A 25,954-nucleotide genomic window follows, 5' to 3' on the forward strand; every position below is an offset into this window, starting at 1 on the left:
TTTTTAAGAGGGCTTTCGGTCAGTGGTTTGAATGTGTTGACAAGGCCCTAACGTTCGATATAATAACCTACCGACCGATTGGTAGTCAATATCTCCGTGGAAGGTAGTCAAGCCGATGAAGAAGAACATGCGGCTTAATCAACGAGACAAGAATTCGAGGGAATCTAAGCATGGACGATCAGCAAAATCAGCGGTCGCGGTATGTGGCGACAGGGGGCAGATGCGAGGACACCAATGTGATGCGTTTCATGCGCAAGCACAATATCGACGCTATCGAGGATCTGCTGGTTCGCTCGGTCGACGATCCCGAATGGTTTTGGCCGGCCGTCGAGCACGAGGTTGGTATCACATGGCACAGGGCACCCACTGACTACGCCGCACCCGCCGATTTTGGAGGCGTGTGGTTCGAAGGCGGAATGGGAAATGCCGTTGACAGCGTGCTCGGGCAGCACCTCGGTGCTCAGCGCGACAAGACCGCTCTGCACTGGGTAGGAGAACCTGGCGACGTCGTCGAACTCAGCTATGCGCAACTTGCCTCTCGAGTGGAAGTCCTCGTCCGGACACTTAGAGGTCTTGGCGTCGGCGTCGGGGATCGCGTCGGCATATTCCTTCCCAATCTTCCCGAAGCCTATATCAGCATGCTCGCGTGTAGCCACATCGGTGCGGTGTTCTGCCCGGTCTTCTCCGGCTACGGCGAGGCGAGTGTGCTGCAGCGGTTCTCGCACTTCCTGCCGCAGGTGATCGTGACCTGCGACGGCTTCTGGAGGGGAGGCAAGGTGCGCCGCTTAAAACAGACGATCGACGCGGTACGCGCACGGCTGCCGGAGCCGGCCCGGGTCATCATGCTCGTGCGGGCGGGCATCGAAGTTGGCTGGAACCCGGAATCGGACATCCCGTACCCTTCAGACCCGCCTGAGCCGTTATCGCTCTCGGCGACTGCGTCTCTAGCGGCTGAGCATCCTCTGGCCGTGCTCTATACATCGGGGAGCACCGGTGAGCCGAAGGGCACAGTGCATACGCACGGCTCCTACGTGCTGAAGTGCGTGAACGACTACTTCTTTTGCTTCGATGTAAAACCCACGGATCGAGTTCTGTGGCTGGGTGACCCCGGCTGGGCCGCCGGTTCGCACATGCTGTATGCGGCGCTCACCATCGGGGCGACCGCCATCATATACGAAGGCTCTCCCGACTACCCTCGGCCGGGACGGCTCTGGCAGGAGGTCGCAGTCTCGGGAACGACCATTCTTGGGCTGTCACCGACGGTACTGCGTCAGGCGCGCCAGCACGGCCTGCGCCCGGCGGAGGAAAACGACCTCTCGCAATTGCGGCTTCTAGGATCGGCGGGGGAGGCCTGGGACGAGGACACCTGGAAATGGTTCTTTCTCGAGGTCGGCAAGCAAAGATGCCCGATCATCAACTGGTCGGGCGGCACCGAGGTCGCTGGAGGAATATTAGGCTGTTATCCGCATCTGCCTCTTGTGCCGGCGGCCTTTCATGGCGCGGTACCGGGAATGGCGCCGGATGTCGTCGACGCCACGGGCAAGCCGGTTGTCGGCACGGTGGGCGAACTCATCATTACCCGGCCGGCAATGGGAATGACGCGCTCATTCTGGAAGAACGATGAGGGCTTCCGCTCTGCATATCTCAAGGCACGGCCCGGAGTTTGGACCCACGGCGACCTTGCCCTGAGAGACGAGGCCGGCGCGTGGTTCGTTGTGGGACGTTCAGATGACACATTGAAGGTGGCAGGGCGCCGCGTCGGGCCTGCCGAGATGGAGTCGGTCGTGAACGATCATCCCTACGTCGTGGAATCTGCGGTAATTTCCATTCCCGGCGGCGAGAAGGGGTATCTCTTGTGCGTCTTCGTCGTCGCCAGCCCCGGCGGGGATTCGTTGGACCTGGCGAATGAGGTCGCGGAGCGCGTAATCGCGCAGATGGGTCGCCCATTCGCGCCGGACCGGGTCGTGGTTGTACCAGAGCTGCCCAAGTCGCGGAGTTTCAAGATTCTTCGCCGCGTCATTCGCGACGTCGCTACGGGCGCCGCCGATCCCGATCTCTCCGCGGTCGAGAACATGGAATCACTACAGAGCATTCCACTCATCAGCGCGTCGGCGCCGTTCAAAGCGTCTGAAGACAGCGATCGAAAGGAAGCAAATGGGGTTACAGCTTATGTTTGATGATTCACGACCCGGATCGGGCATTGAGGTTCGTGGACTGAGCCACGTCTTCGAGGGCGCTGGGGGGCATCCGCTCAAGGTGCTGGACGATGTCTCGTTTCGCATCGACAAGGGCGAGTTCGTGTCCATCGTCGGCCCTAGCGGCTGCGGTAAATCCACTCTGCTGGAGATCGTCGCGGGTCTGCAGGATTTTCAAAGCGGAATCGTGACTATCGGTGGGGCCAAGCCCCGGCGAGGAAACCGGGATATGGGACTCATGTTCGCTCGCGACTGCTTGCTTCCGTGGCGATCGGCGCTGGAGAACGTCGCACTGGGCCTCGAGGTACGCAGCGTCCCCGGCGACCGGCGCGCTCAGTGTGAGCAGTGGCTCAACGAAGTCCAACTTGGCGAGTTCGTCAATGCTCTACCCGCCCAGCTTTCTCAAGGCATGCGTCAGCGCGTGGCCCTGGCGCGAACGTTCGCCCTGGAAGTGCCGTATCTGATTATGGACGAGCCCTTCGGTGCGCTCGACGCGCAGACGAAAGTGGCGCTTGGCGGTGTGCTGATGCAGGTCTGGGAGAAGCACGCCGACAGAACCGTTATGTTCGTCACTCACGACCTTTCCGAGGCGATTGCGCTTTCCGATAGGGTCATCGTACTATCGCGCCGGCCCGGCAGGATCATCGCCGACATCCGCATCGAACTGGACAGGCCGAGGCAGGCGGATTCCCTTCAGCAGTCCGCTGAATTCCACGCGATCTACTCCGAGCTCTGGGGGCTTCTCCGCAAGGAGGTCTCGGCCGCACCCGCAATGACCCGGACGGAGGTGTTGACATGAGCTTCGTTTCCAAAGCCAACCCCACCCTTGGCGGCGCCGTCGTCAGTGTTAAGTCGGGCGCCGGAAAGACGCGCCCCGCGCGTCGCCGACGCGGCCGATCGCCCGGCAGCATGATTCGGCTTTTGGTGCTGCAGATCTCTTTTGGCCTCGTCATCGTTGCGTTCTGGGAGTTGGCCGTACGGCTGCAATGGTTGAATCCATTGCTTTTCAGCAGTCCTCAGGAAGTTGCCGTTTCCGGAATGAAATTGATTGCATCACCGGCACAGTGGCTGCAGTTCGGGCACACGATCTCGGCATCGATTCTTGCCTTCCTGCTGTCGGGAATTGCCGGGGTCGCGGTGGGAATGGTCTTCGCGATCTGGCCGCTGTTCCGAGCCGTATCCGACCCGTATCTCACGATACTCAATGCGATCCCGCGTTTCGCTCTCGGGCCTGTGTTCATCGCGTGGCTGGGAATCGGCGCCTCGTCGAAGATCGCTCTCTCGGCGAGCCTGGTCTTCTTTGTGGTGCTCTCCAACGTTCTGGCCGGCGTCGATTCGGCCGATCGAGACTGGCACAGACTGATGGAATCGCTCGGCGCGACACGTTCGCAGATATTCAGGAAGATCACGCTGCCGGCCTCTGTGCCGGGAGTCTTCGCGGGACTTCGCCTGGGAATGATCTTCAGCGTGCTTGGCGTAATCGTCTCGGAAATGATCTCCTCCGAAAACGGTGTCGGCCAGCAGATCGTGCTCTACAGCAACACCTTCCAGATGGCGAAGGTCTACGCGCTCCTACTCATCCTCGCGGTCATCACGACCGCGCTGGCCCAGAGCATCACGCTCATCCAACGTCGTGTTTCGTCGTGGTCTTACAACTCATCAACAGGAACGGAGTTAGCAAAATGAAACGAATCTTCACAGGAAAGATGAAGTCCCGCCTTGCCGCGATATTGGCGTTGGGCGTGGCTGTTGCTGCCGGACTCGGCTACGGGACGGCCAACGCGGCGAGCCCCACGCTACAGACCATTCGTGTGCAATATTATCCAGGTGTGGCCTTTCAGCAGACGCTGCAAGTGGCAAAGGACAAGGACTTCTTCGCCAGAGCGAACGTCGATGTGAAGCTCATCAACACAAATAGTGGACCCGAGGGCCTGGCGGCCGTGATATCGGGGAGCCTTGATCTCGCCTCGACGAATATTGATACCTTTCTCGCTGCGGCCGCTCGTGGCGCGGGCGTTCAAGCCGTGGCCGCCACGACCGGACCCTATTTCTCGGTACTCCTGCAAAGCGATCTGAAGCGCAATCATCAGGGTGAGGACTGGATCGGGGTCATGAAGGACCTCGTCGGTAAGCGGCTCGGAGTGACGGCGCGCGGCGCCGGCACGGAGACCTTCTACCGGGCTCTGTTCTCGAGCGCGGGGCTGGATCCGGCATCGGCAACGTACGTTGCGATCGGCCAGGGGGCCACCGCGTTGAGCGCCTTCCAGGCAAAGCGGGTCGACAGTATCATGGCCTATCAACCGCTTACCGAGCGCCTGCTTGCCTCCGGGGCCGTCATGGGAATCGACATCACGAACGGCAAGGGGCCAAAGGAGATCGCCGGACTCGGAGCGACTGTCGTCTACTTTGGCATGAAGAAGAACCTGGACTCCAAGCGTGAGGCCATCAAGAGCTTCGTGAAGGGGCTAAACGATGCGGCGGACTGGAGCAAGAAGCCGGCCAATCTCGACGACCTCGCGGCTGTGATGAAGCCGCACATTCCGATGAACAAGGTGGACAACCCGGAAGCGATGCTCAAGAAGATGATCGAGCGCGGTCTTAACGCCACCACCCTCACCGCGGTCAGCACGCAGGACCTGACACGTTGGGTCTTGCTGCTCGACAAGCACGCCAACATGGATTTGCCGAAAGAGGCCGCGTTCGTTAAACCATTGGTCTGGTGATCGAAGTGCCGAAGGGCGCCTCCGCCAGTGTGCTTGGGCCGAGCCCATTGTGCCGCGGGAGTGGCGAATTACCGCCATTGATGCGGTCTGGCGCTCGCCCAGCCTGACGCGCCAGTCGAGCACCTAGGGGAGAAGAATTTGCGAGGCGTTTCTGTTCCCGCGGCGACGCCTGGTGATGTCAAGTGGCGGGCCATTGCGATCCTTGTCCTTTGCGAATGTTGCGTCATGGCGGTGTGGTTCTCTGCTTCCGCGGTGGTGCCGGTCATGCGGACAGAGTTCCCGATGTCTGGGCTGATGGTCTCGCTCCTTTCCAGCAGCGTGCAGATCGGTTTCGTGGTGGGAACGATTGTCAGCGCTACTCTGTCGCTGGCCGATCGGATCGAGCCCCGGCGCTTCTTTATGCTGGCGGCTCTCGCCGCGGCGATTGCCACTGGTCTCATTCCCTTACTCTGGCCGGGAACAGTCTGGACCATCTTGCTCCGATTCGTGACGGGCGCCTGCATGGCAGGCGTCTATCCCGTAGGAATGAAAATCGCCAGCACTTGGGCTCAGCGTGACATGGGCTTGCTCGTTGGTTTGATCGTGGGCGCGCTGACTCTGGGCACGGCGCTGCCGCATGCATTCAGTTTTTTGGGCGGCGTGGACTGGCGTCTGACATTGTGGATCGCCGCGGCATCGGCCGTTGTCGGCGGGCTACTCGTGACACGCGTTTCGCTGGGCCGGCCGCTGCCCCCCGCGCCGCCTCTCAGCCTCCGAAATGCGGGCATCAACTTTCAGTACGCTCCTCTGCGGCTGACCAACTTCGGATATCTCGGCCACATGTGGGAGTTGTATGCCATGTGGGCGTGGATCGGCGCATTCTTTCAAGCAAGTTTTTCAGCGCGCTTCAATGTGGGTTTCTTTGCGGGAGGAGCCGAACTGCTGGCATTTGCGACAATCGGAGCCGGTGCCGTCGGCAGCGTGTTGGCCGGGTTGCTTGCGGACCGCATCGGCAGGACACTAACGACGATTGCCGCGATGCTCGCCAGCGGTTCTTGCGCGCTATCGATCGGCTTTCTCTTCAATGGGCCGCTGCCGCTGCTCGCGGGGGTCGCGCTTCTATGGGGCATAACCATCGTCGCTGACTCAGCGCAATTTTCGGCGAGCGTGGCCGAGCTTTCACCGCCGGAGCTACTGGGTACCGCGTTGACAGTGCAAGTCTGCGCGGGCTTTTTACTGACGACTCTCTCCATACACCTCGTGCCGGTCTTCGTCCAATGGTGGGGCTGGAAGTACGCATTCGCGCCGCTGGCCGCGGGGCCAATTATCGGGATCGCCGCAATGGCCCTTTTGAGACGCCATCCCGACGCAACGAGATTGGCCGGCGGACGGCGATGATCGCTCAAGGGCGATTCTAGCCAAAGCGGGAGGGGCCGAACTCGACCCTGAGCGGAAGTTCCACATCTCTGTAAGTCAATAACAGCTTCGCAGCGAGAGCCGACCTGTCACTGCATACCGTTCACAACAAGGTGATTGATGCTGGCGAGAAATCCCCGAATCATCGAGATCGCGGGGTTCAGGTCGGATGCCCGATAAACCAATGCTACGGGGCTGTTGGGGAGAGCGGGTTCCACATGAAGCTCGGCCACCAGGCTTCGCATGACATCATTGATCGTTGAGCTGGGCACACAGCTGATACCCACGCCAGCCGCCACCATGCGCACGTGAGTCACTGGGTTATTGGATTCGACGATGGGTGTCGGCGGAGAGGCGCCTGCCCGTTGGAACGCGGCAGTCAATGCTGAACGCAGAAGGGAGGTTTCCGAAGGCATCGTCCAGCGATCATGGAGGAGCTGCTTCAGGCCGACTCTTTTTTTATTGGCCAGGGGGTGATCGAGTGGTGCGATGAACGAAAAACGGCACTCGAACAAGAGGTCGTACGAGAGTTCACACGCGGGAGATTCCGGCATGATGCCGGCATAAGTTGTGATAAGCCCGTCCACCCTGCCGTCAACGAGCGCCGAAAATAATTCATGTACGGGGCCTTCCATGATCTCAACGCGTACCGGCGCTTCTTCCTGGATGAGATTGCTCATCAGCAGCGGCATGTACCCATAGGCGACGAAGGGCGGCATTCCTAATCGGACTATTGGCCGGACAGACGCGTTGGCCTTGATCTCTACTTGTGTCAGCGCCAGCAAGTCCAGCATCTCGCGCGCGCGCCGGATCGCCAGCACTCCCTGTGAAGTGGGTGTGACTCCCCGCTGGCTGCGTGTGAAGAGTTGCGCCTTGAAGATTTCCTCGATTTCCCTAAGAGATTTGCTTAGCGCCGGCTGTGTGAGGTTCATCTCCAGAGCCGCTGACCGCAGGCTTGCCCCGCTTTCGAGCGCGAGTAGCAACTGAAGATCTCGCATCCGTAGCTTGCTAATCAGACGGTAAGCCGTTGCGGAGTCGTCTGGAGAGTGATAACTCATTGTGATCGCATACTGAAAAAATATCACTATTATATATCGTGCCTTTTTCCTAAGATAGTTATCACATTGGCACGTGCTTAACAAACCGCTAGGTGAAGTAATGATCAAAGCGCTCGAAGGCTTGCGTATTCTCGACATGTCTCATGTCATTGCAGGCCCAATGGCCTCGTATTTTTTAGCGCAACTTGGCGCCGAGGTGATCAAAATCGAGCGTCCCGGCGGCGGCGAGATTATGCGGGCCCGAAAATCCGATACCCCTGGCGAAATGCCGACGGATTTCGTTTCGTTGAATGCCGGGAAGCTCTCGCTTGCCATTGATATCAAGCACCCTGAAGGGGCCCGGCTCATACGATTGCTGGCAGAGACGTCCGACATTTTCATTGAGAATTTTCGCCCGGGCGCGATTGCAAAATATGGGCTGGATTACGAGTCTCTGAAGGCTGTCAAGCCGGGCCTCATTTATTGCTCCATATCCGGCTATGGCCAGAATGGCGAATGGTCTGGTCGCGGTGGATACGACAGCGTCATTCAGGCGCTCACGGGCATGGCGATGGTATCCGGTGATTCGGGCGAGACAAAGCCCATGAAAATCGGCTTTCCAGTCGTGGATATCGCGACGGGGATGCTGGGCGCGCTTTCGATACTGGCCGCATTCATTCAGAAATTGCTGACAGGCAAAGGCGCTCACATCGATGCTTCAATGGTTCAGGCTGCCCTGCTGCTTATGTACCCACATGTGACCAATTACCTCACCAGTGGAAAAATGGTGGAGCGTACCGGGAATCGCGGATACAGTAATAGCCCCACGTCGGACACATTCGCATGTGCGGATGGCTGGCTTGCCATTGCGGCAAATACACCCGACCAGTTCAAGACCACCGCCAGAATCCTGGGGCTTGATGAATTGTGCACGAATGACCAGTTGCTGGACCTCTCCATTCTCAATGCTCCGGAGGATGCCTTTGTGGTGGCAAGGGATCTGGATGCCGTGCAGCAGCAATTCCGGGACGCCTTTCAAATGAGGCCTGTTCTTGAGCTTGAGGTGGAACTGAACGCATTGGGCGTGCCTGCTTCTAGGGTATGCACGGTAGAGGAATTTCTTGATATTGCACTGAATAAGGAACAACTGGATATTCCGTTTATGACTCTGGCGCGGGGTGCTTCCGGGGTGAAAACCGCGGGCCTGGGCTTTTCATTCAACGAAAAGGCCGCATCGCATAAACAGAATACGTCAGAACTCGGCGGCGATGCGGAAGCGATTTTGAAAGATATTGGTGTCAGTGACGAAGCGTTAACGAGCCTGATAGGCCGGGGAATCGTCCGCATTCCAGAGAAAATAGCGGTCAATGTGGATGAATAAGAAAATGGTTTGCAAAAAATTTACTAATGGAGATAAGACAATGATCATCAATAATATGAGAGCTGCCATCCGCAGGGTTTCGATAGGAATGCTGGGGGCAATGGCATTGGCAGCCTCAAGCGCCCCGATCGCACAGGAGACGCAAAAAGCGGCGATTGGCTATTATCCGGGCGCAATGCTCTCCTTCCCGGCCTTCATAGCGAAGGACAAAGGGTTCTACCAGAGAAATGGCCTGGATGCGCGGTTGGTCCCTGTGCCCAGCGGCGCTGCCATGACCGCCGCGTTGGCCAGTGGAAGCATAGATTTTGCCAATAATTCCTACGACAACCTGACGACAGCTGTTTCTCGCAAATTGCCCATTAAAGCCATCATAGGCGCGGCGGTGCGTCCTCCCCTGGCGCTGATCGTCAGGAAGGGCGTTGATCTCCCCAACAAGGCGGCCGGATACCCTGCATCCATGCGCGATCTGAAAGGCACGAGGCTCGGTGTAATTGGCCTGGGCATTTCCGTTCACTTCATGACCGAGATTCTGGCGAAAGAAGCTGGGCTGAAACCGTCCGACTACACGATTCTCGCTGTCGGCCTTCCCAGTTCCGCCCGAGCCGCCTTGAAGAACAAGAGTATTGACGCATATTTGAGTCTGTGGCCACTGCCGGCAATCATGGAGGCAACCGGAGAGGGAACGGTACTGATTGATCTAATCAAGGATCAGGGGGCAAAGGAGCTGCGGGGCTTGGCCTATCAAGCATGGTGGGCGACAGAAAAAAACATCAAAACAAAACCAGAGTTGATAAAGCGGTTTATTCGTTCGTCGCAAGAGGCGTATTGCTGGTACAGCAACCCGGATAACTTTGATGAAGTCGTGGCTATTCTCAAGAAAAATGTGCCTGTTCCTGAACTGAACGAGAAACAGTACAACGATATGGTTCACGCCATGTTGCCGGCGTATGCGACCAATATTCCCGTGTCCTCGATAGAAACATGGCAAAAGATACTCATCGACCAGGGGATCATTACTTCCGCGCTGAGTGTCGACAAGCTGGTGACACCCGAAGCCCTGCGCAAGTTCGAGTGCCCGGCGGCATCAAAAGGATAAGACATGGGCCAACGTTCTATGGCTGCGGCTCGGGAATCGGGAATATCTGTCTCGAATCTCGCTATCGCTTTTGGAAAAATGCCGCCGATATTCGCCAATCTGGATTTGCGGATTGCGCCGGGCGAATTTGTCGCGCTGGTGGGGGCAAGTGGCTGCGGGAAGACGACGTTGATGAATGCCATTGCCGGCCTGGTGCGCGTGGAGGAAGGAAATATTCAGGTCAATAGTCTTCCTCCTGCCGCCGGGCGGCCTGATATTGCCTATGTATTGGCGCGAGATGCACTGTTGCCCTGGCGAACCGTGAGAGAGAATGTCGAGTATGCGCTCATGTTGTCAGGCGTCCCGAAAGCGGAATGGAAATCTATTGCGCTGGACTACATTGCGCGAGTCGACCTGACCGCGCATGCTGATTTTCTTCCCGCCCGGCTTTCGCATGGCCAGCGTCAGCGCGTTGCGCTGGCGCGCGCCTTTGCGGTCAATCGTTCAGTGTATATGCTTGACGAGCCGTTCAGCGCGCTCGATGCGCAAACCAAATTGGTGTTGCACGATCAGTTGCTTGCGCTGTGGGAGCAGAGTAGAAAAACCGTTATCTTTGTGACCCATGATATTGGGGAAGCTGTTACGCTCGCCGATCGGGTTGTGGTGATGGGCACAAAGGGAAGGGGCATCGTGGATGAAATCCGTGTGCCGTTGCCCAGGCCCAGATCAGCCGGAGATTTACAGGAAAACGAGGCGTTTCATGAAATTTTCCGCCAGGCCTGGCACGCACTCAGGAAGGGTATGTCATGAGCCACACTAGCACCCAGGCGTTATCCGCTACCGGACCAACGCACACGCCAGCCGAAAAGCAACCCACGGCGATGGACTATTGCCGAAAAAAGGGAGCACTTCTGGCAAAACGGATACTGCTCTTTGCGGTATTTATAGCCCTGTGGGATATGGCTGTGCGTACAGGAATGGCTGACGCTGCATTCATCAGCACGCCGCTCATGGTATTGAATGCATTCATGAAGTTGGTAACTGATGCTGCTTTTTGGCCTCATCTGTATACCTCTTTCATAGAAGTTGGCGCGGCCTTTGCATTGTCGGTTGTGTTTGGTGTGCTGGCGGCGATATTACTGGACAGGAATGAAGCGGTGAATGAGGTTGTGGCGCCGTATATTGCTGCCTTCAATAGCATGCCCAGAATCGCGCTGGGCCCGATCTTCATTCTATGGTTTGGTATCGGCATCAGCTCAAAAATCGTGCTTGCCACGTCGCTGGGGTTTTTTATCATTCTCATGAGCACATACGCCGGCTTGCGCAACGTCGATCGGGATATGCTCCTTATGTCCCGGCTTTACGGCGCATCGAACGCAAAGCTGTTCTGGTTTGTAAGATTGCCGTGGGCGTTGCCAAGCGTTTTTGCGGGGCTGAAGCTGACACTGATTTATTGCATGTCAGGTGCAGTCATCGGCGAGATGATCGCCGCCCAGAGCGGGTTGGGCCTGTTGCTGCAAACCTATAGTGGACAATTCGATATTGCAAGTGTCCTGGCCGTCATGCTTATTTTAATTATCGTCGTGGTTATTCTCACCGCAATCATTGATGCGGCTGAGCGCAGGCTTCTGAGTTGGTCCAAAGGCAGCACCAACATCCCGGGATAAGCCATGGAGCAGCTTGTGCGTACAAATAACATTGTGCTTCTCGCTACGGGAGGCACAATCTCTATGAAAACAGATGACTCTGGTGCAGCATATAAGGCATTGGGTGCCGCGAGCCTGGGCGAGAATTTGTCAGGGATACCGAATGTTTCCATCGAGGCAGTCGATTTTGCCTACGATATCGGCTATAGCGTTACGCATCAGATGATGTTGGCCTTGGCTCACCAGATTACGCAGCTTTGCGAACGCGGCGATATCGATGCGGTGGTTGTTTGTCATGGCACGGATGTCATGGAAGAGGTTGCCACATTCGTGGATCTGACCGTTGCAAGCAGAAAGCCGATCGTGTTTACGGGGGCTATGCGTAATGCATCCATGCCCGGGTACGACGGAGCGCACAATCTGCGGTCTGCCGTTCAGGTTGCGATGAGCGAACACGCGATGGGCCGCGGCGTGCTCGTATGCATGGATGACACGGTGCATATAGCGCGTGCGATCACCAAGACGCACACTTCCCGAACGTCGACTTTTGATAGCCCGAATTTTGGAGCCGTAGGGTTTCTCAATAATGACGTTGTGGACTTTAAGGGAACGCCACCGTCATTTAGAAAATATGCCTTGCCCACCCACTTTGTGGATGTGCCTCTGATCTGGGTATATGCCGGCCAGGACACCTCGTTTCTGTCCCTCGCCTGTTCGCAATCCAAGGGCATTGTGATTGCAGCAAAGGGTATTGGGCATGTTCCTGCCTGGTGGATGCCTGTGATTCGGCAGGCGATCGCTCAAGACGTGATCGTGGTTGTTGCATCGCAGTGCGGATCGGGCTCAACCAGCTTGCAGTATGGGGGCGTTGGCAGCGACCGTGACTTATTGGATGCCGGCGTTATTTTCGCTGGCTATCGTCGGCCGCTGCAGGCGCGCATCGAACTGATGTGTGCGATCTCATGCGGTCTGGCGCCGGCGGAGATCCGCCGTGCCTTCGCGTCGCCTTTTGGCCTGGAATAAGGTGCTCGCGCCCGGAAGGGGAGCAACAGGCGGTTCTGGTAAAAAATGGATTGTTGTCAATCAGATACTGAATAACATGGGAGAATTTGGATGGCAAAGTATGTCAGAGTCGCCGCGGCGCAATTGGCGCCGAAGTTTATGGATCTGGAAGGCAGCCTGGCAGTTGCCGAGTCTGCCATTGCCGAGGCGGGTCGCAACGGCGCCCAGCTTATCGCTTTTCCGGAAACCTGGCTGCCCGGCTTTCCCCTTTGGATTTTCCAGGAGACGGGTTGGAGAGATGAGCGTCACAAGCGCGCCTATGCGCATTTGCTGGCCAATTCCATAGAGCTCGGCGGTCCGGCGTTGAACCGGCTGTGTCGTGCGGCGCGAAATGCCGGAGTCACTGTGGTAATGGGCGCCAACGAACGCGACAGCCAGGCGTCCCGCGAGACGCTGTACAACTCGCTGATCTACATATCTTCCGACGGCGAAATTCTGGGCGTACGCCGCAAGCTGAAACCTACGCACGTTGAGCGGGTAATCTGGGGTCAAGGTGACGGTAGTGGCATCCGCGTCTATGAAACGAGCGCGGGGCGCGTTGGCGGTTCGATTTGCTGGGAGCACTGGATGCCGCTCAACCGGTTTGCAATGCACGCACTCGGAGAGCAGATTCACGTTGGCGTCTGGCCAGACGTTGCCGAACACAATGAGATCGCGGCACGGCACTACGCATTTGAAGGAAGATGTTTCGTTATTGCCATGGGAACAATTCTTCGTCGCACCGATGTTCAGGTCGATTTCGGTGTGCCGATCGAGACGCTTCGCAGTACGTCGGGCATGAGCCAGCGTGATGACTTCATACTTGCCGGCGGCACAGGCATCATCGGGCCCGACGGCAAGTGGGTCGTCGAGCCAGTGACGTACGAGGAAAAAATCATCTACGCCGATCTGGACCTGGACCGGGTGACCGAAGAGAAGCTATCTCTGGATACGGCAGGCCATTACAACCGCCCCGACATTTTCCAGCTCATCGTTGATGACCGTCCGAAAGAACAGATCTATTGGGCATCGAAAAGGGCGCCTGGCCCGTATGAGGATGGCGTGAAACAGGAGGGCATCAAGCCGGGCTTTGTTGACCCTCAGAATGCCAAGGGTGGCTAATAGCCACGGCTCCATGAAGTGGCGCGAATGCCTGGTTGCAGCTGAAAGTCCAATTAACAGCCCTTGAACGCTGACAGGAATCGACGGCACCCCTCGACGATACACTCGCGATCGGGGGCAAACGAGAGCCGAATCCGGTACTTCCCACCTGGCCCGAACTCACTGCCCGGACGCACATGCACCCCCTTGGACAGGCACTTGTCGGCCATTTCCTGGGAATCACCGAACTTCTCGGGATATCCTACCCATAGGTAGAACGCTCCAGAGGGGATGGCAAACTGCAGCGGCCCTTTGTCTTGCAGGCACGACACCATCAATGCCCGGCGTTCCTGAAACTCTACCCGCATGGCCTCGGCGTCTTGCGATGCTTGTTCAAGCGCCACGGCCGCGGCGCGCTGATTGGCGGTATTGACTGCGCCGTTGAAGGTTCGATGGACAGTAGACGCCGCAGCAATGAGCTCGGCCGTACCCACCAGGTATCCCACGCGCCAGCCCGTCATGGCGTACTTCTTGGAGAATGTGCGGCACACGATCAGGCGGTCGGCAAGTTCGGGAACGGACAAAGCCGATACGAACTCGCAGCCATCAAACACGATGCCGTCATAGGCTTCATCGCTCAGTACGATAAGGTCGGACTCGCGCGCGACCTGCGCCAATTTCCGCCACTCGGCGGCACTGAGAATTGTCCCGGCGGGGTTGGATGGCTGGCACACGATGATCATCTTCGCAGCAGGTGCAAGCGACCGAATTTCCTCGAAGTCCAGGCCGCCGTCAGAGTGTCTGCCGAAGCTTTTCACCACGCCACCGGCCAGTCGGATGGCGTCGGCATACAGCGAATACGTTGGATTCTCGATAAGTACCACATCGCCAGGGTTGACAAGCCCCAGGATGCTGCACGATAGCCCGGCAGTTCCGCCGTGAGTAATCAGTATATTGTTCGAGCCAGCTAGCGAGGACTGCTCGGGCACAACATGTTTCAGGATGGCTTTCACCAGCAGCGGGTCGCCGGTCTGCGCCGCGTAATGCGTCAGCCCTTGCGCCAGCGCGTATGCCTGTGCTTGCACGATGCAGCCGGGCGTGACGAACCCGGGCTCCCCGATGGCAAGCGATACCGCCGACTTGCCACTCCCTGCGAGCAATTTTCCCCGCAGGGAGTTCTTGCGAATCTCTACTACCCTGTTTGCGCTGACATTCATTTCTTGGGTATCCAAATTATCAGAAATTAACCAAATCGCCGAGTCATGAGCAAGCATCCTCGCCTCGGTGGGGGGATGCCTACTACCCTACGTTGCGCGATAGGGTGCTGGTAAAGTCATGCTCTTGCATTGAATCGCCCCAGGAAGAGGCGCGTACGTTCCGCCTGAGGATTATCCAGCACGTCGCGCGGTGTTCCCTCTTCTACGAGGCCTCCATCGGCCATGAAGACCACGCGGTCGCAGACGTCGTGCGCAAACTGAATCTCGTGGGTGACGACAATCATTGTCATTCCCGATTCTGCGATCTCGCGCATGACTGTCAGCACTTCACCTACCAGCTCGGGGTCAAGTGCCGACGTGGGTTCGTCGAACAACATCACATCGGGGTCGGTGGCCAGTGCGCGGGCAATGGCAACACGCTGCTGTTGTCCACCCGAGAGCTGAGCGGGATAGGCATCGGCGCGCTCGGCCAAGCCAACGCGCCCCAACAGTACGCGTGCGCGCGCCTTTGCCGTTTCGACGTCCACGCCTTTGACGTGAATCGGGCTTTCAATAATGTTTTCTAAAGCGGTTTTGTGCGCGTACAGATTGAAATGCTGGAAAACCATGCCTGTGTGAGCGCGCTGCCGGGCCAGATCCTTGCCGCCGATCCCGCGAAGGACATTACCCTTGCGGCGATAGCCGATATATTCGCCGCAGACTTTTATGGTGCCGCCCGTGGGTTTTTCCAGATGATTGATACAGCGCAAAAGCGTGGACTTTCCCGAGCCGGAAGGCCCGATGATCGCCAGCACCTCGCCTGATGGCACGTTTAGTGAAATATCATTCAATACAACGTTCTCGCCAAACGCCTTGACCAGGTTGCTGATCTCGACCGGGTACTTATAAGGCTTCGGGTTCGACTGGTTTTGCATGGCCGAATTCATCAGGTTGATTTCCTTTTTGCTTGCGTACGGTGGAGCTTCCATACCCTTTACCGACCGCTCGCTCCAGATAGGTCTGGCCAATCGTTGCAATCGTCACGATGGCCAAATACCATAGACTCGCCACCACCAGCAGAGGTATTACGGCAAAATTTACGGAGTAGATGTCAGTGACGTTACTGAGCAAATCGCCTCCCGATATGAAGGCTACCAGCGAGGTTGCCTTCAACAGGTTGATCCCCTGGTTACCCGTGGGAGGAATAATGACGCGCATGGCCTGTGGCAATATGATGCGCGACATGGCCTGTGCTTCGGTCATGCCGGTAGACAAAGCCGCCTCTTTCTGGCCCGAGCTGACCGAAAGAATGCCGGCGCGCACGATCTCTGCCATATAGGCGGATTCATGCAACGAAAAGCCAAGAATGGCTGCAGTAAACCCGGAAATCAGAGTATTGGTTGAAAGGACCTGATAGTAATCAGTAAACGGTATCCCCAATACAAGGTGGGGGAAGAGGGCGGCAATGTTGTACCAGAATATCAACTGCACCAGAAGCGGTGTTCCACGGAAGAACCACAAGTATCCCACCGCCATGGGAACCATCACGCGGCTGCCCGACAGCCTCATGACCGCAACGATTGTCCCGATGATGACGGCCAGAATCTGGCATAGAACGGTCAGCCCCAGCGTGACCACAACACCATGCAACACGTGCGGATTGAACAAGTATCCAATCACGACGTTCCACTGCATGTTCTTGTTGTTTAGCAGGCTGTTCCCGATGAAAATCAGGAAGGCCAGCACCACCAGCCCGATGACAAGCTGCACCGGGTGGCGGCGGGGCGCATACACCAAAGGGCTGGTGTCTGCGGATGTTGCGTTTTCTATGGAAGGTGTCACTTTTGCGCCGCCGTGGCATTGATTCCAGGGCCTGTCATTAGCATCTGAGAGACCCCCCATTTGGCCAGGATCTTCTCGGCGGCGCCCTGTTCATAGATGCTTTGGAAAGCTTTCAGCAGTGCATCACGCAGTTGCGGGTTGTCTTTCGGCAAAGCGGCTCCGTGAAAGCCTTTGGCAAAAAGTTCGCCTGCCAGTTCCAACTTACCGTTTGAAGCTTTGACCTGGTGCGCGGCAATCGCATAGTCGATCCCGGAGGTATCCACACGGCCGTTCCCGAGTGCCAGATACGTATCGGCGCCGCTCGGGTATTTCTTCACATCGACTGCCTTCTTGCCCTCGGTCAAGCATGTCGCAGACTGCTGCTCCGCGAGCTGCACCGAGAGGCTTCCGGTTGGTCCAGCCGCAATGTGGCCGCACAAATCCGCCAAAGAGTGAATCTTCAGCGGATTGCCCTTGGCCACGACGAGCATCTGGCCGGTTTTCGTGTAATCAACGAAGTCCACCTGTTCTTCGCGTGCAACGGTATCGGAGAAGTCGGACATGGCCACATCCACGCGCCCCGACAACAGCCCGATGATCATGGAGCTGAACCCGGTATTGATCACATTGATCTTGACATCCAGCACCTTTTCCAGCGCCTGCATGAAATCGGCTTCAATTCCGGTGATCTTTCCATCTTGCCGGAACAAGTAGGGTGCCAGCGTTGTCTCACCGCCTATTGTCAGAACCTTCTTGTTCCTGATCTTTTCGGGTAGCGCTTTGATGGCGCCTTGATCAGGCTTGAGGGTAGAGAGAAAATCCGTCGTCAGAAATTCTGTGGTTTGTGCGCCATTGGCCGGAGCATCAGCGGCATAAACGCTCTGGAAAGCGAGGCAACCGAGCGACAAAGATACGGTTGCGACAGAAGTGAATAATTTTTTGGTAAGCATTGTCTCTCTCTTTTAGTAGTGTGATAAAGCAGCTTGGAGCCATCAGCCTGGGAGCAGGAAAACTGGGCAGGGCCGCCCCTGGTACTTCAATCCACAAAAACGTAGCCCAACTCTTTAAATCGTTCGTCCACCCAAGAGCGGTCTGATTGTTGGTTCATATATTCTTGCAACTGCTTTTCTTCGCTTTCATGCTTTGCTTTGGAGGCGGCATACACGTCCTCTGCGATTGCCCTTGGCACACATACAAGGCCATCCTCGTCGCCCAATATCAGATCGCCCGGCTCTATAACCATGCCCTCTATGGCAATCGGCACATTAATTTCCCCTGGCCCGTCTTTATAGGGCCCACGATGTGTCACCCCGGCGGCAAATACCGGGAAGTCACCTTGATGTATGCTCGCGTAATCGCGAATTGCGCCGTTGATTACGACACCGGCGAGATGCCGTGCCTTGGCAAGCGCGGCCATCATTTCGCCGAAGAGCGAATTCGTTAAATCACCACCGGCGTCCATGACGACGACATCACCCGGCTCCGCCAGATCGAGGGCCTTGTGCAGGATGAGATTGTCGCCCGGGCGGCCCTTTACCGTAAAAGCGGGGCCAGCCAGTACACCCTTTGCATGGAATGGGCGGATTTTGCTGCCGGCTGCCGTGATGCGCAGCATGTTGTCGCTCACATTCGCCGTAGGTATCGCCTTGAAGCGATCCACTAAATCACGACTTACCCTTTCAAAATGGGTCAATACCCTGATGGCAACTGGCATCAATCATCCCTCCAAACTATGGATTACCGTAAGTGTGCGCTAGCACTGATATAGCGTATTACGCCTTACTCGGTATCATGCACACGAGTCGCGCTGTTACGAAAGCGAAAAGAATTCGAACCGATCCATCACTTTTCGGAATATATTTCTAATATTAGATAGGCCCTACCTTACTCAAGATACCCGACGTTAAGTAATGACTTGGAAAAATGGTTACGTTCAAACAGATCGAGGCGCTGTACTGGATTTCGAAACTTGGCAGTTTCAATGCGGCAGCCACGCAACTTCACACCACGCAATCGGCGGTTTCAAAGCGCATACAGGAGCTCGAGGGTCGTTTTGATGTAGAGATTTTCGACCGCAGCAGGCGTTCGGCATGCCTGACTCCGAAAGGCGAAGAAGTTCTGCGTTCGGCACAGCTGTTGCTGGATACGCGCAATACGTTGCTGGCACAGTTGGGTGCGCGGGAAGTCATGTTCCGCCGGCTGAGGCTCGGCGTGACTGAATTGACCGCACTGACGTGGCTGCCTATTTTGATATCCAGCCTAAGGAAGCAGTTTCCGCAATTGGAGATCGAACCAGAAGTGGGATTGAGCCAAGCGTTGTATGAGCGGCTTGTCGACAATACCATCGACCTCATCATCGTGCCGGATACGTTTGGCGATACGCGCTTCATGATGACACCCCTTGGCAAGATAGAGAATGCCTGGATGTTCGCTTCCGGCGTCATGCAGGCCGAGCGCAGCTATACGTTATCGGAAATTGCCGAACAGACCGTGATTGCACAGGGCAAAGATTCGGGTATGGGGATTGTATATAGTCAGTGGTTTCTCGCGAACGGTGTTGAAACGCCGAAGGTGATCGTGTGCAGCAATCTCGTGGCGCAGATTGGCTTGACGGTGTCCGGCCTTGGCGTGAGCTACCTTCCAAAAGAGTGCCTGTCGCATCTCGTCAAGAAGAAGATTTTACGAATTGCCAAAACGTCGCCCCGGCTTCCGATAATGAACTACGTCGCTATGTATCGGCCCGCCCAGCCCATTGACTTTCACGGCGAAGTCGCACGCATGTGCCAGGAATGCTGTGATTTCTCACGGTTGGTTCTGCAGGCCCCAAATTGATTGGGTTGTGGGAATACACGGCGATGCGGTCGAAACTTGTTCTTCGTGATCGAGGACTGTCCCGTTAAGCGATCGGATTCATCTATGTCTTGCCGGTTTGAGTGAGCCAGTCCAACGCGGCATCCTCGTGCACGAAATCGAAGTGCTGCACCTGTGCATGGACGAAATGGTTTGCAATGTACGGCATGATGTTCGCTAAAACGCCATCCGCGACGACAGCAACTTTCTCGATCCTCTGAATATGCTCCTTGAGGAACTTCAAATGAGCAAGCATCGCGGCGAAGTTTTTCCAGCCGGGAAATGATTTTGCATGTATCAAGACTCCATGCAGCTTCCCGTGTCCCGCCAGATAAGTATCGACTTGGCTTGCTATCGAAATGAAATCTGCCGCTTCAAGCGGCCCTTCAGGATGCAGCACGAGTATGCCTTTGTCGTGTTGCAATTCGTAGTTAATCATCAGATATCCTCCATTAGATTGTGGCGCTACTATTACTCGCGCGGCTAACATACATAATGCGCCTTTAGCCATATAAAAACGATGCCGGCTTCAGATGGGTATGTCTGTTCGTTACTGCTCATAGGGTGTATGGGTTTGACCGGACTTGTCCAGCCCCATGGCATTGATGGAACTGAGCAAACGAGAGCGCCCAACAGCGGGGGGTCGCGACCGGCAGGATTTGGCCAATCTCAGCCCACTCTAGATAATATTGGCGCATTACCGGTCGCCTAGTTGCCCGATCAGTATAGGGGGCTAGATAATTCTTATTATTACGTTCGTAGCACAAGAACAAAATTCCAAATTGAATGACGCGTCGGTACTAAATTGAAATACGTATTTTAGTTAACCCATTGGTTTATCAAGGGATGTTATTTCAATTCGAATCAACTTCGACAAGTATCCCAAGCTCCGGGAATTTCGGTCTTTTTAGCCATGTTTATAAACCCAGCCGATTGAAATCCATCCGTAGACCAGCGGCACCCATCAGCATCACCCCCTCAGGTGGAACTAAATTGTGTAACAGTTGAAACGGAAGAGGCCTTGCATGCATCTATTGCAGTAGTCCCGTGCGTGGCACAGGGCCTTAAACATACTAAATTTTGCCTGGAGAGGAAAACATGCTTACTTTTGCGTTATTGGTCTTTGCCGTGGGTGCGATCGGCGGGCTTGTGCTTGCTTCGCATGTCTTGCGTGGCAAATTTGCCCCTTGGGCCCTGTCTTTGATCCATGCATTGCTTGGCGCTGTCGGCCTGATTCTTTTGATCGTGGTTCTGGTGCACGGGGCGGCCACCCACCAAGTAACAATCAGCTTTATTCTTTTCCTTATCGCGGCGCTGGGAGGATTTGTCCTGGCATCGTTCCATTTGCGCAAACGCCTGCCACCCAAGGCGGCTGTTATCGGGCACGCGGGCCTGGCGATTGTTGGCTTTCTGGTCTTGCTTGCTGCGGTGATCTAACAGCCATGCGCCATCCCCTTCATCCTGCTTTGGTTCACTTTCCCATCGCCTGTTGGTCGTTGGCTGTCGTTTCTGACTTCGCCAGCCTGTGGGTGGGGGAGTCGGCCTGGCGCTGGTCAGGCGGCTTGCTGGCTGTAGGCTGCGTGGTGGCACTGGCAGCCATGCTGGCCGGGCTAATGGAGTTCTCACGCATACCCGAAGGGCCTGCCATGCGTGACGCCTATCTTCACATGACGGCGATGCTCGTCGCTTTTTCCTTCTTTGCCGCGCGCCTGTTGCTGCGGGTGGATCACCTTCAGCCTCAACCGCCGGATGCTTTGTCACTGCTGCTTGATGTGGGCGGTTTTCTTGCCTTGCTCATCGGAGGCTGGCTGGGCAGCCGGTTAGTGTACGGCCACGGCGTGGGGCGTTGAAGAAAGGATAGTCGATAGGGACGGATCTCAGTCGAATCGGTTCGCTGTCAGGGTTTGAGGGCCTGCGCTGCTTTCATGCGTGCGTGGACGTTTGCCAGAATACGGTCACAGCGTGCGCCGGCAAATGAGAAGGCGTCCTTGGCGCGCTGGTCGATATCGTGCCGCAGCGCCTCCTGAAGCAGTCGGCGGGCGCGCATGAAGCGCACGCGAACTGTGGCTTCCGGCAAATCCAGCACCACAGCCACTTCATTGGCGGACATTTCTTCCACCCCTCGCAGCATGAAGACTGAGCGATATATATCAGGCAGGGAGTCGATTCGTTTCTCAATCAAGCTGCGCAATTCTGAACGCCAGGCCTGCTGGTCCGGCTGCGATGTGGCGGGTAACGCCTGTGAGAGTTCGGCCTGTGAGAATTCGTCCATGGGCATGGTGTCCTGTGTTTGTTGGTCCTGATACATGGGTTGGATGACCGCTTCACGAGTTTTGTTTCGCCGTCGGTGCATCAGAGCCTCGTTAATAGCGATACGGGTTAGCCAGGTCGCAGGTTTAGCCTCGGAACGAAAGTCCTTCAAGTGATTGTAGGCCTTCCACCAGGCTTCTTGAACCGCTTCTTCCGCGTCCGCTTCATCGTGGAGAACACTACGGGCCACACGGTAGAGTCGTTGGTTGTGGCGGCGCATCAAAGTATCGAAAGCGGTTGTGTCGCCCGAAGCCGCCCGGTTGATTAATTCCGAGTCCTCGATAAAAACAGAGTCGGCCATCGTGCCCATGTGAACCTCCAAAAATCTTTTTGCTCTATGAGCCTTGTGATGCATTCTATTGCAGTAATTTGACTAGAGGGACTGTAGATTAAACAGCGGACATTTAGGTTTTTATTGCGCTATGGCCCCGCTCAAGCCTGATGGCATTGGCAAAGAAGAACGTGGGCTGGGCTGTGGCGTTCATTGCGTCCGCGACAGCGCGCCAGAGCGGGGGGCCGCTCTGGCGCGCATCTCAACGAGTGATGAGGCCTCATTTCGGCCAGATACGTTGTTAGTGCTCGACGGGCTGATGAGGATGCTGCCCTTTGTACTGCTCAAGCTGCGCGAGCACGGCGCTGCGCGAGACATTACTCGGCACATTGGTGCTAATCGGATAGGGCTGGTTTTCACCCGTGTAGAGTTGGCCGGCGGCACGGGCTTGTTGCAATTGTTCAACCACTTGAGCACGAGTCAACGAAGCGGCACTGGCAGAGCCAGCGAGAAGGGCCAAGGCAGCAACTGCTACCGTCAGGGAAGTCTTGATCATCACAATTCTCCAAATTGCGCGGCGCGAATCGTCACGTTTCAACAATTGGATGCGGCGACGATGCGGCGCGTTTCAGGAGTTGGTATTAAATTTGGAAGCAGCGTTTGAGCTTGACGAATAACGGCCCTTTGATCTGAGGTAAAGCTCAAGGCTGTTCGTCGACAGTGCGAATAAACCGTTGCACAAGAAAACCAGCGGCAAGGTAGCCGAAGGCCAGAATGCCGAACGCTACGGGCAGCACGCTGTGCCAATCGGCAATCTGATGCAGGACAACACCCATGATGGCCACGCCTATCAAGGCGCCGATCTGGCGGTTGGCATTGAGCGAGGCCGCAGCGATGTTTGCGTGGTTCTGTCCAGCTACCTGCATGACCGTTACCGTCATGGCGGGGATGGCGATGCCTACACCCAGATTAATCACAACGATGGCTGCGGCAAGCACAATGTAGGGCAGATCATGGCTCCAGAGCGCGATACTGCTCGACAATGCCGCAGCAACAATCAACCCTCCCAGCATAGGAAGGCGCGTACCCCATCGGGTGCTTAGTCGACCGGACACCAGGTTGCCTACTGTGAATGTGGACATCAAAGGCAACAAATTCATGCCGGTGTGCCAGGCATCCATGCCGCCCACTTGCTGTAGATACAGACTAATCAGGAACAATTGCCCAAAGGCAGCCAGATTGATGAAAAAACCAATGCCGTTTGCAGCGGCAAACTGTGCGTCATGGAATAGGTCGCGTGGCATGATGGGCGTTGTGCTGTAGCGTTCACGCGCGACAAAGGCGACGATGCCGGCGAAACCTAGTGCCATGGCGCCCAGAATGGGTGCCGATGTCCAGCCAAAGGTTGAATTCTCTATCATGGCGAACGCAATCCCTGCCAGCCCGATCATGGCGTACACATGACCAAGCGGGTTCAGCGCTTGCGCTTGACGCGGCGAGACGGCGATGTGGCGGAAAGTCAGCGTTATTCCAACGATGCCGATCGGAACATTCAGCCAGAATATCCCGCGCCAGCCAATGATTGCAATGACGGCGCCGCCGACCACCGGGCCTAGCACGACGGCTATCGAGATGATGGCCGACCAGATTGACAGCACCTTGATGCGCACATTTGCGTCGGCATAAGACTGCGTCATCAGGCTAAGAGACGCGGGCATGAATAATGCGGCTCCCACACCTTGCAGTAGTCGGGCCGCTATCAGCGTGGCGCCACTTGGGGCGAGGCCGCACAAGGCCGATGCAACAATAAAGACCACCAGGCCGCACAGATAAATGGCGCGGGCACCGTATCGGTTGGCCAGGGCGCCGCAGGCCAAAAGCAGGGCGGCGAACGATAGGGTGTACCCGTCGATCACCCAGACGAGACCCGACAGGCCGATAGCGAGGCCATTTTGTATATGAGTCGACGCCACATTGACGACGGTAACGTCGAGCATCGCCATGACGAATCCCAGCGCCACCGCGATCAGCGGCCAGGCGTTATAGCTGGGCGATGTCACGTTAGCGAGGCGTGGCGGATTTGTAGCGCATTCATTAGGGCAAGTTGTTGTGGTCATGTTCATCTCTTGAAAGGGCATGACCGAATGCTAACGATTTCTATTGATGCGGAAAAGACATATAATTTCAGCATCGCAATGCAAATATGCATCACTATATGGATTGGGACAACGCCCGATTTTTTTTGGCAATCTATCAGCAAGGCACACTACGTGCGGCAGCCAGCCAACTACAGGTTGATCAGGCCACGGTTGGCCGGCGTCTGGCTGCTCTGGAGCAATCGCTTGGTGCCCGCTTGTTTTTGCGGACGCCAACAGGCTATGTGCCAACGCCCGCAGGCGAGCTGGCGCGGCAGGCGGCAGACCGCATGGAGCAGGCGGCGCTTCAACTGCAACGGCAGATGCAAGGCGTCGACGAACGCTTTTCAGGCACGGTGAGTGTGGCCTGTACAGATACTACCGCTGTGCATGCCATGTTCATGGTGTTGCAAAAGCTGCACGATGCCCACCCCGACATACGCGTTATCCTCACCGTTGCCACGCAATTTACCAACCTTTCCCGGCGCGAGGCTGACATTGCCGTGCGCACGGTCAGGCCGGCTAACCCGGATCTGATTACCCGTCATCTGGCGCGCTGCCAAGTGGGTCTTTTTGCTGCCAAATCCTATCTTGCCGCCCGCGGTGCGCCCGAACCCAACACCGCGATGGCTGGACAGGACGTGGTCATTTATCAGCGGTCGGTTGTGCGCTACCAAAAGGATGCCTTATGTGACGAGCCCATTGCCAATGCGCGTGTCGTACTGGAGGTCAACTCGGGGCTGATGATGCTACAGGGCGTTCGCGCGGGCCTTGGCATAGCAGAGCTACCCGTACACTTGGCCGAAAACGATCCTCTCTTGCAACGTGTCTGGCCGCGCGTTTCCCGTCCCTACGATATGTGGCTGGTGTTGCACAGCGACCTGAACCGCACCGCGCGGGTCAGGTCGGTCGTCAATACGATTGTTCAGGTGTACGAAGAACTGTTTCCCACTGTTCTGTAAAAGGGCACTTAATTCGATTCAGTACTGAAATCATCCTTGCGCCGTCACATGGGCGCCGAGGCGCCTCCCACGCTCACCGCCGAGCCTGGGACGGCTGAAAAAGACACATCGATTTTTGAGGGACGGCCCATGTCCTCGCCTTGGTAGATGGTCAGGTCACCGTCGGTGAGCAGCCGGTGATCACGTAGCATGCCGGCCAGTGCGGCGGCCGCAGCGCCTGTGGCCGGGTCTTCCAGAACTCCGCCGGACGCAAAAGCGTTGCGAGCGTGGAATACGCGCGGCGCCTCGCGCCAGACGATGTCGCAGATCGCAAGATTCTACGAGCGCTGGCACTGGACTCACGCATCAGCCTGCGCGATCTTGGCGTGCAGGTGGGCCTTTCCGCTCCGGCGGTCCGAGAGCGAATTAACCGGATGGAGGACGAAGGGGTAATCGAAGGGTTTAGCATCCGGATCGACCCGGCCGCGCTGGGCTATACCCTGGAGGCATTTGTGCGGATTGAACCTCTGCCAGGCAAGCTGAAACAGATCGAGAAGGCGCTACAGAACATTCCTGAAGTTACTGAATGCTCCGTCGTGACCGGTGAGGATTGCTTTGTGGCCCGTGTTGTCTTGCGTGAGATCAATGATCTGAACCGTTTGCTGGATCCTTTGCATGACAAGGCGCGCACGAATACCAGTATCGTGAAAAGCATGCCCGTCCGGCGGCGCTTGCCTCCGCTATAAGGCATTGGCGGTCCTCAAGGTATTTGATCAACAGGGGTTGGCGATGATTTGCCCCATTTGCGAAGGGTATCTGCCGTTAGAGCGTCGGGA

The 25,954-nt window shown here is 56.6% G+C and carries 27 protein-coding genes; 16 read left to right on the top strand and 11 right to left on the bottom strand.

The window, feature by feature from the left end; translation table 11 throughout:
• The first annotated feature begins 170 nt into the window (after nucleotides 1-170).
• The 5 genes from EDC26_RS11870 to EDC26_RS11890 all read left to right on the top strand — a co-directional run bounded on the left by EDC26_RS11870 (nucleotide 171) and on the right by EDC26_RS11890 (nucleotide 6,295).
• Nucleotides 171-2,177 carry an AMP-binding protein gene (locus tag EDC26_RS11870; RefSeq protein ID WP_132582836.1) on the top strand — a complete coding sequence of 669 codons (2,007 nt, stop codon included), beginning with the start codon at nucleotides 171-173 and terminating at the stop codon, nucleotides 2,175-2,177.
• Nucleotides 2,170-2,994: an ABC transporter ATP-binding protein gene (locus EDC26_RS11875; RefSeq protein ID WP_243700895.1), complete on the top strand. Its 825-nt coding sequence runs from the start codon at nucleotides 2,170-2,172 to the stop codon at nucleotides 2,992-2,994. Before EDC26_RS11870 ends, EDC26_RS11875 begins: the two co-directional genes overlap by 8 nt.
• Nucleotides 2,991-3,881, top strand: a complete 891-nt coding sequence (locus EDC26_RS11880; RefSeq protein ID WP_132582840.1) for an ABC transporter permease — start codon at nucleotides 2,991-2,993, stop codon at nucleotides 3,879-3,881. The genes EDC26_RS11875 and EDC26_RS11880 overlap by 4 nt, the downstream gene beginning before the upstream one ends.
• Entirely contained in the window at nucleotides 3,878-4,918 is a 1,041-nt protein-coding gene (locus tag EDC26_RS11885) for an ABC transporter substrate-binding protein (protein WP_132582842.1), read from the top strand. Before EDC26_RS11880 ends, EDC26_RS11885 begins: the two co-directional genes overlap by 4 nt.
• A gap of 138 nt (nucleotides 4,919-5,056) precedes the next feature.
• Nucleotides 5,057-6,295 (top strand): MFS transporter, encoded by a 1,239-nt coding sequence (locus EDC26_RS11890; RefSeq protein ID WP_243700896.1) that lies wholly within the window; start codon nucleotides 5,057-5,059, stop codon nucleotides 6,293-6,295.
• 107 nt (nucleotides 6,296-6,402) lie between these two features.
• On the opposite strand, the gene EDC26_RS11895 is transcribed toward EDC26_RS11890, so the two are convergent.
• Nucleotides 6,403-7,371, bottom strand: a complete 969-nt coding sequence (locus EDC26_RS11895; RefSeq protein WP_165931014.1) for a LysR family transcriptional regulator — start codon at nucleotides 7,369-7,371, stop codon at nucleotides 6,403-6,405.
• Nucleotides 7,372-7,471: 100 nt separating this feature from the next.
• On the opposite strand from EDC26_RS11895, the gene EDC26_RS11900 reads away from it, so the two are divergent.
• The 6 genes from EDC26_RS11900 (at nucleotide 7,472) to EDC26_RS11925 (ending at nucleotide 13,615) form a co-directional block, all read left to right on the top strand.
• Entirely contained in the window at nucleotides 7,472-8,731 is a 1,260-nt protein-coding gene (locus EDC26_RS11900; protein ID WP_132582848.1) for a CaiB/BaiF CoA transferase family protein, read from the top strand.
• Between the two features lie 40 nt (nucleotides 8,732-8,771).
• Nucleotides 8,772-9,827: an ABC transporter substrate-binding protein gene (locus tag EDC26_RS11905; protein ID WP_165931015.1), complete on the top strand. Its 1,056-nt coding sequence runs from the start codon at nucleotides 8,772-8,774 to the stop codon at nucleotides 9,825-9,827.
• Between the two features lie 3 nt (nucleotides 9,828-9,830).
• Nucleotides 9,831-10,616 carry an ABC transporter ATP-binding protein gene (locus EDC26_RS11910; RefSeq protein ID WP_243700897.1) on the top strand — a complete coding sequence of 262 codons (786 nt, stop codon included), beginning with the start codon at nucleotides 9,831-9,833 and terminating at the stop codon, nucleotides 10,614-10,616.
• A gap of 206 nt (nucleotides 10,617-10,822) precedes the next feature.
• The gene (locus tag EDC26_RS11915) at nucleotides 10,823-11,473 is read left to right on the top strand and encodes an ABC transporter permease (RefSeq protein WP_165931016.1); all 651 of its coding nucleotides are present in this window, start codon (nucleotides 10,823-10,825) and stop codon (nucleotides 11,471-11,473) included.
• Nucleotides 11,474-11,476: 3 nt separating this feature from the next.
• The gene (locus EDC26_RS11920) at nucleotides 11,477-12,475 is read left to right on the top strand and encodes an asparaginase (RefSeq protein ID WP_132582854.1); all 999 of its coding nucleotides are present in this window, start codon (nucleotides 11,477-11,479) and stop codon (nucleotides 12,473-12,475) included.
• A gap of 90 nt (nucleotides 12,476-12,565) precedes the next feature.
• Entirely contained in the window at nucleotides 12,566-13,615 is a 1,050-nt protein-coding gene (locus EDC26_RS11925; protein WP_132582856.1) for a carbon-nitrogen hydrolase family protein, read from the top strand.
• 53 nt (nucleotides 13,616-13,668) lie between these two features.
• On the opposite strand, the gene EDC26_RS11930 is transcribed toward EDC26_RS11925, so the two are convergent.
• The 5 genes from EDC26_RS11930 to EDC26_RS11950 all read right to left on the bottom strand — a co-directional run bounded on the left by EDC26_RS11930 (nucleotide 13,669) and on the right by EDC26_RS11950 (nucleotide 18,325).
• Nucleotides 13,669-14,811, bottom strand: coding sequence for a pyridoxal phosphate-dependent aminotransferase (locus tag EDC26_RS11930; RefSeq protein WP_165931018.1), 1,143 nt, complete (start codon nucleotides 14,809-14,811; stop codon nucleotides 13,669-13,671).
• 116 nt (nucleotides 14,812-14,927) lie between these two features.
• Nucleotides 14,928-15,737: an amino acid ABC transporter ATP-binding protein gene (locus EDC26_RS11935; protein ID WP_207915114.1), complete on the bottom strand. Its 810-nt coding sequence runs from the start codon at nucleotides 15,735-15,737 to the stop codon at nucleotides 14,928-14,930.
• Complete coding sequence (locus EDC26_RS11940) at nucleotides 15,694-16,632, bottom strand: amino acid ABC transporter permease (protein WP_243700898.1); 939 nt, start codon at nucleotides 16,630-16,632, stop codon at nucleotides 15,694-15,696. The genes EDC26_RS11935 and EDC26_RS11940 overlap by 44 nt, the downstream gene beginning before the upstream one ends.
• Complete coding sequence (locus tag EDC26_RS11945) at nucleotides 16,629-17,561, bottom strand: ABC transporter substrate-binding protein (RefSeq protein WP_132582862.1); 933 nt, start codon at nucleotides 17,559-17,561, stop codon at nucleotides 16,629-16,631. Before EDC26_RS11945 ends, EDC26_RS11940 begins: the two co-directional genes overlap by 4 nt.
• 86 nt (nucleotides 17,562-17,647) lie before the next feature.
• Complete coding sequence (locus EDC26_RS11950) at nucleotides 17,648-18,325, bottom strand: RraA family protein (protein WP_132582864.1); 678 nt, start codon at nucleotides 18,323-18,325, stop codon at nucleotides 17,648-17,650.
• A gap of 209 nt (nucleotides 18,326-18,534) precedes the next feature.
• Here EDC26_RS11950 and EDC26_RS11955 point away from each other — a divergent pair, with 209 nt between their 5' ends.
• Nucleotides 18,535-19,443: a LysR family transcriptional regulator gene (locus tag EDC26_RS11955; protein ID WP_132582866.1), complete on the top strand. Its 909-nt coding sequence runs from the start codon at nucleotides 18,535-18,537 to the stop codon at nucleotides 19,441-19,443.
• A gap of 82 nt (nucleotides 19,444-19,525) precedes the next feature.
• On the opposite strand, the gene EDC26_RS11960 is transcribed toward EDC26_RS11955, so the two are convergent.
• Nucleotides 19,526-19,900, bottom strand: a complete 375-nt coding sequence (locus tag EDC26_RS11960; RefSeq protein ID WP_165931019.1) for a SpoIIAA family protein — start codon at nucleotides 19,898-19,900, stop codon at nucleotides 19,526-19,528.
• Between the two features lie 659 nt (nucleotides 19,901-20,559).
• Between EDC26_RS11960 and EDC26_RS11965 the strand changes: the two genes are divergently transcribed.
• Complete coding sequence (locus EDC26_RS11965) at nucleotides 20,560-20,898, top strand: hypothetical protein (RefSeq protein ID WP_207915116.1); 339 nt, start codon at nucleotides 20,560-20,562, stop codon at nucleotides 20,896-20,898.
• 5 nt (nucleotides 20,899-20,903) lie between these two features.
• Entirely contained in the window at nucleotides 20,904-21,311 is a 408-nt protein-coding gene (locus EDC26_RS11970) for a DUF2231 domain-containing protein (RefSeq protein WP_132582872.1), read from the top strand.
• 47 nt (nucleotides 21,312-21,358) lie between these two features.
• Here EDC26_RS11970 and EDC26_RS11975 read toward each other — a convergent pair whose 3' ends face one another.
• From EDC26_RS11975 to EDC26_RS11985, 3 genes are all read right to left on the bottom strand, one after another.
• Complete coding sequence (locus tag EDC26_RS11975) at nucleotides 21,359-22,081, bottom strand: RNA polymerase sigma factor (RefSeq protein WP_132582874.1); 723 nt, start codon at nucleotides 22,079-22,081, stop codon at nucleotides 21,359-21,361.
• A 262-nt stretch (nucleotides 22,082-22,343) separates the two neighbouring features.
• Nucleotides 22,344-22,598 carry a DUF4148 domain-containing protein gene (locus tag EDC26_RS11980; RefSeq protein ID WP_132582876.1) on the bottom strand — a complete coding sequence of 85 codons (255 nt, stop codon included), beginning with the start codon at nucleotides 22,596-22,598 and terminating at the stop codon, nucleotides 22,344-22,346.
• Between the two features lie 145 nt (nucleotides 22,599-22,743).
• Nucleotides 22,744-24,159, bottom strand: coding sequence for an MFS transporter (locus tag EDC26_RS11985; protein WP_132582878.1), 1,416 nt, complete (start codon nucleotides 24,157-24,159; stop codon nucleotides 22,744-22,746).
• 98 nt (nucleotides 24,160-24,257) lie between these two features.
• Here EDC26_RS11985 and EDC26_RS11990 point away from each other — a divergent pair, with 98 nt between their 5' ends.
• The gene (locus EDC26_RS11990) at nucleotides 24,258-25,139 is read left to right on the top strand and encodes a LysR family transcriptional regulator (RefSeq protein WP_132583024.1); all 882 of its coding nucleotides are present in this window, start codon (nucleotides 24,258-24,260) and stop codon (nucleotides 25,137-25,139) included.
• Between the two features lie 44 nt (nucleotides 25,140-25,183).
• Here the strand turns inward: EDC26_RS11990 and EDC26_RS11995 are convergent, their stop codons facing one another.
• Nucleotides 25,184-25,447, bottom strand: a complete 264-nt coding sequence (locus EDC26_RS11995; RefSeq protein ID WP_132582880.1) for a PhzF family phenazine biosynthesis protein — start codon at nucleotides 25,445-25,447, stop codon at nucleotides 25,184-25,186.
• Here EDC26_RS11995 and EDC26_RS12000 point away from each other — a divergent pair.
• On the top strand, nucleotides 25,406-25,864 hold the full coding sequence (locus tag EDC26_RS12000) for an Lrp/AsnC family transcriptional regulator (protein ID WP_132582882.1): 459 nt from the start codon (nucleotides 25,406-25,408) through the stop codon (nucleotides 25,862-25,864). The two genes, EDC26_RS11995 and EDC26_RS12000, sit on opposite strands and share 42 nt — an antisense overlap.
• The last annotated feature ends 90 nt before the right edge of the window (nucleotides 25,865-25,954 follow it).

Source organism: Paralcaligenes ureilyticus, from assembly GCF_004346225.1.
Taxonomy (GTDB): domain Bacteria; phylum Pseudomonadota; class Gammaproteobacteria; order Burkholderiales; family Burkholderiaceae_B; genus Paralcaligenes; species Paralcaligenes ureilyticus.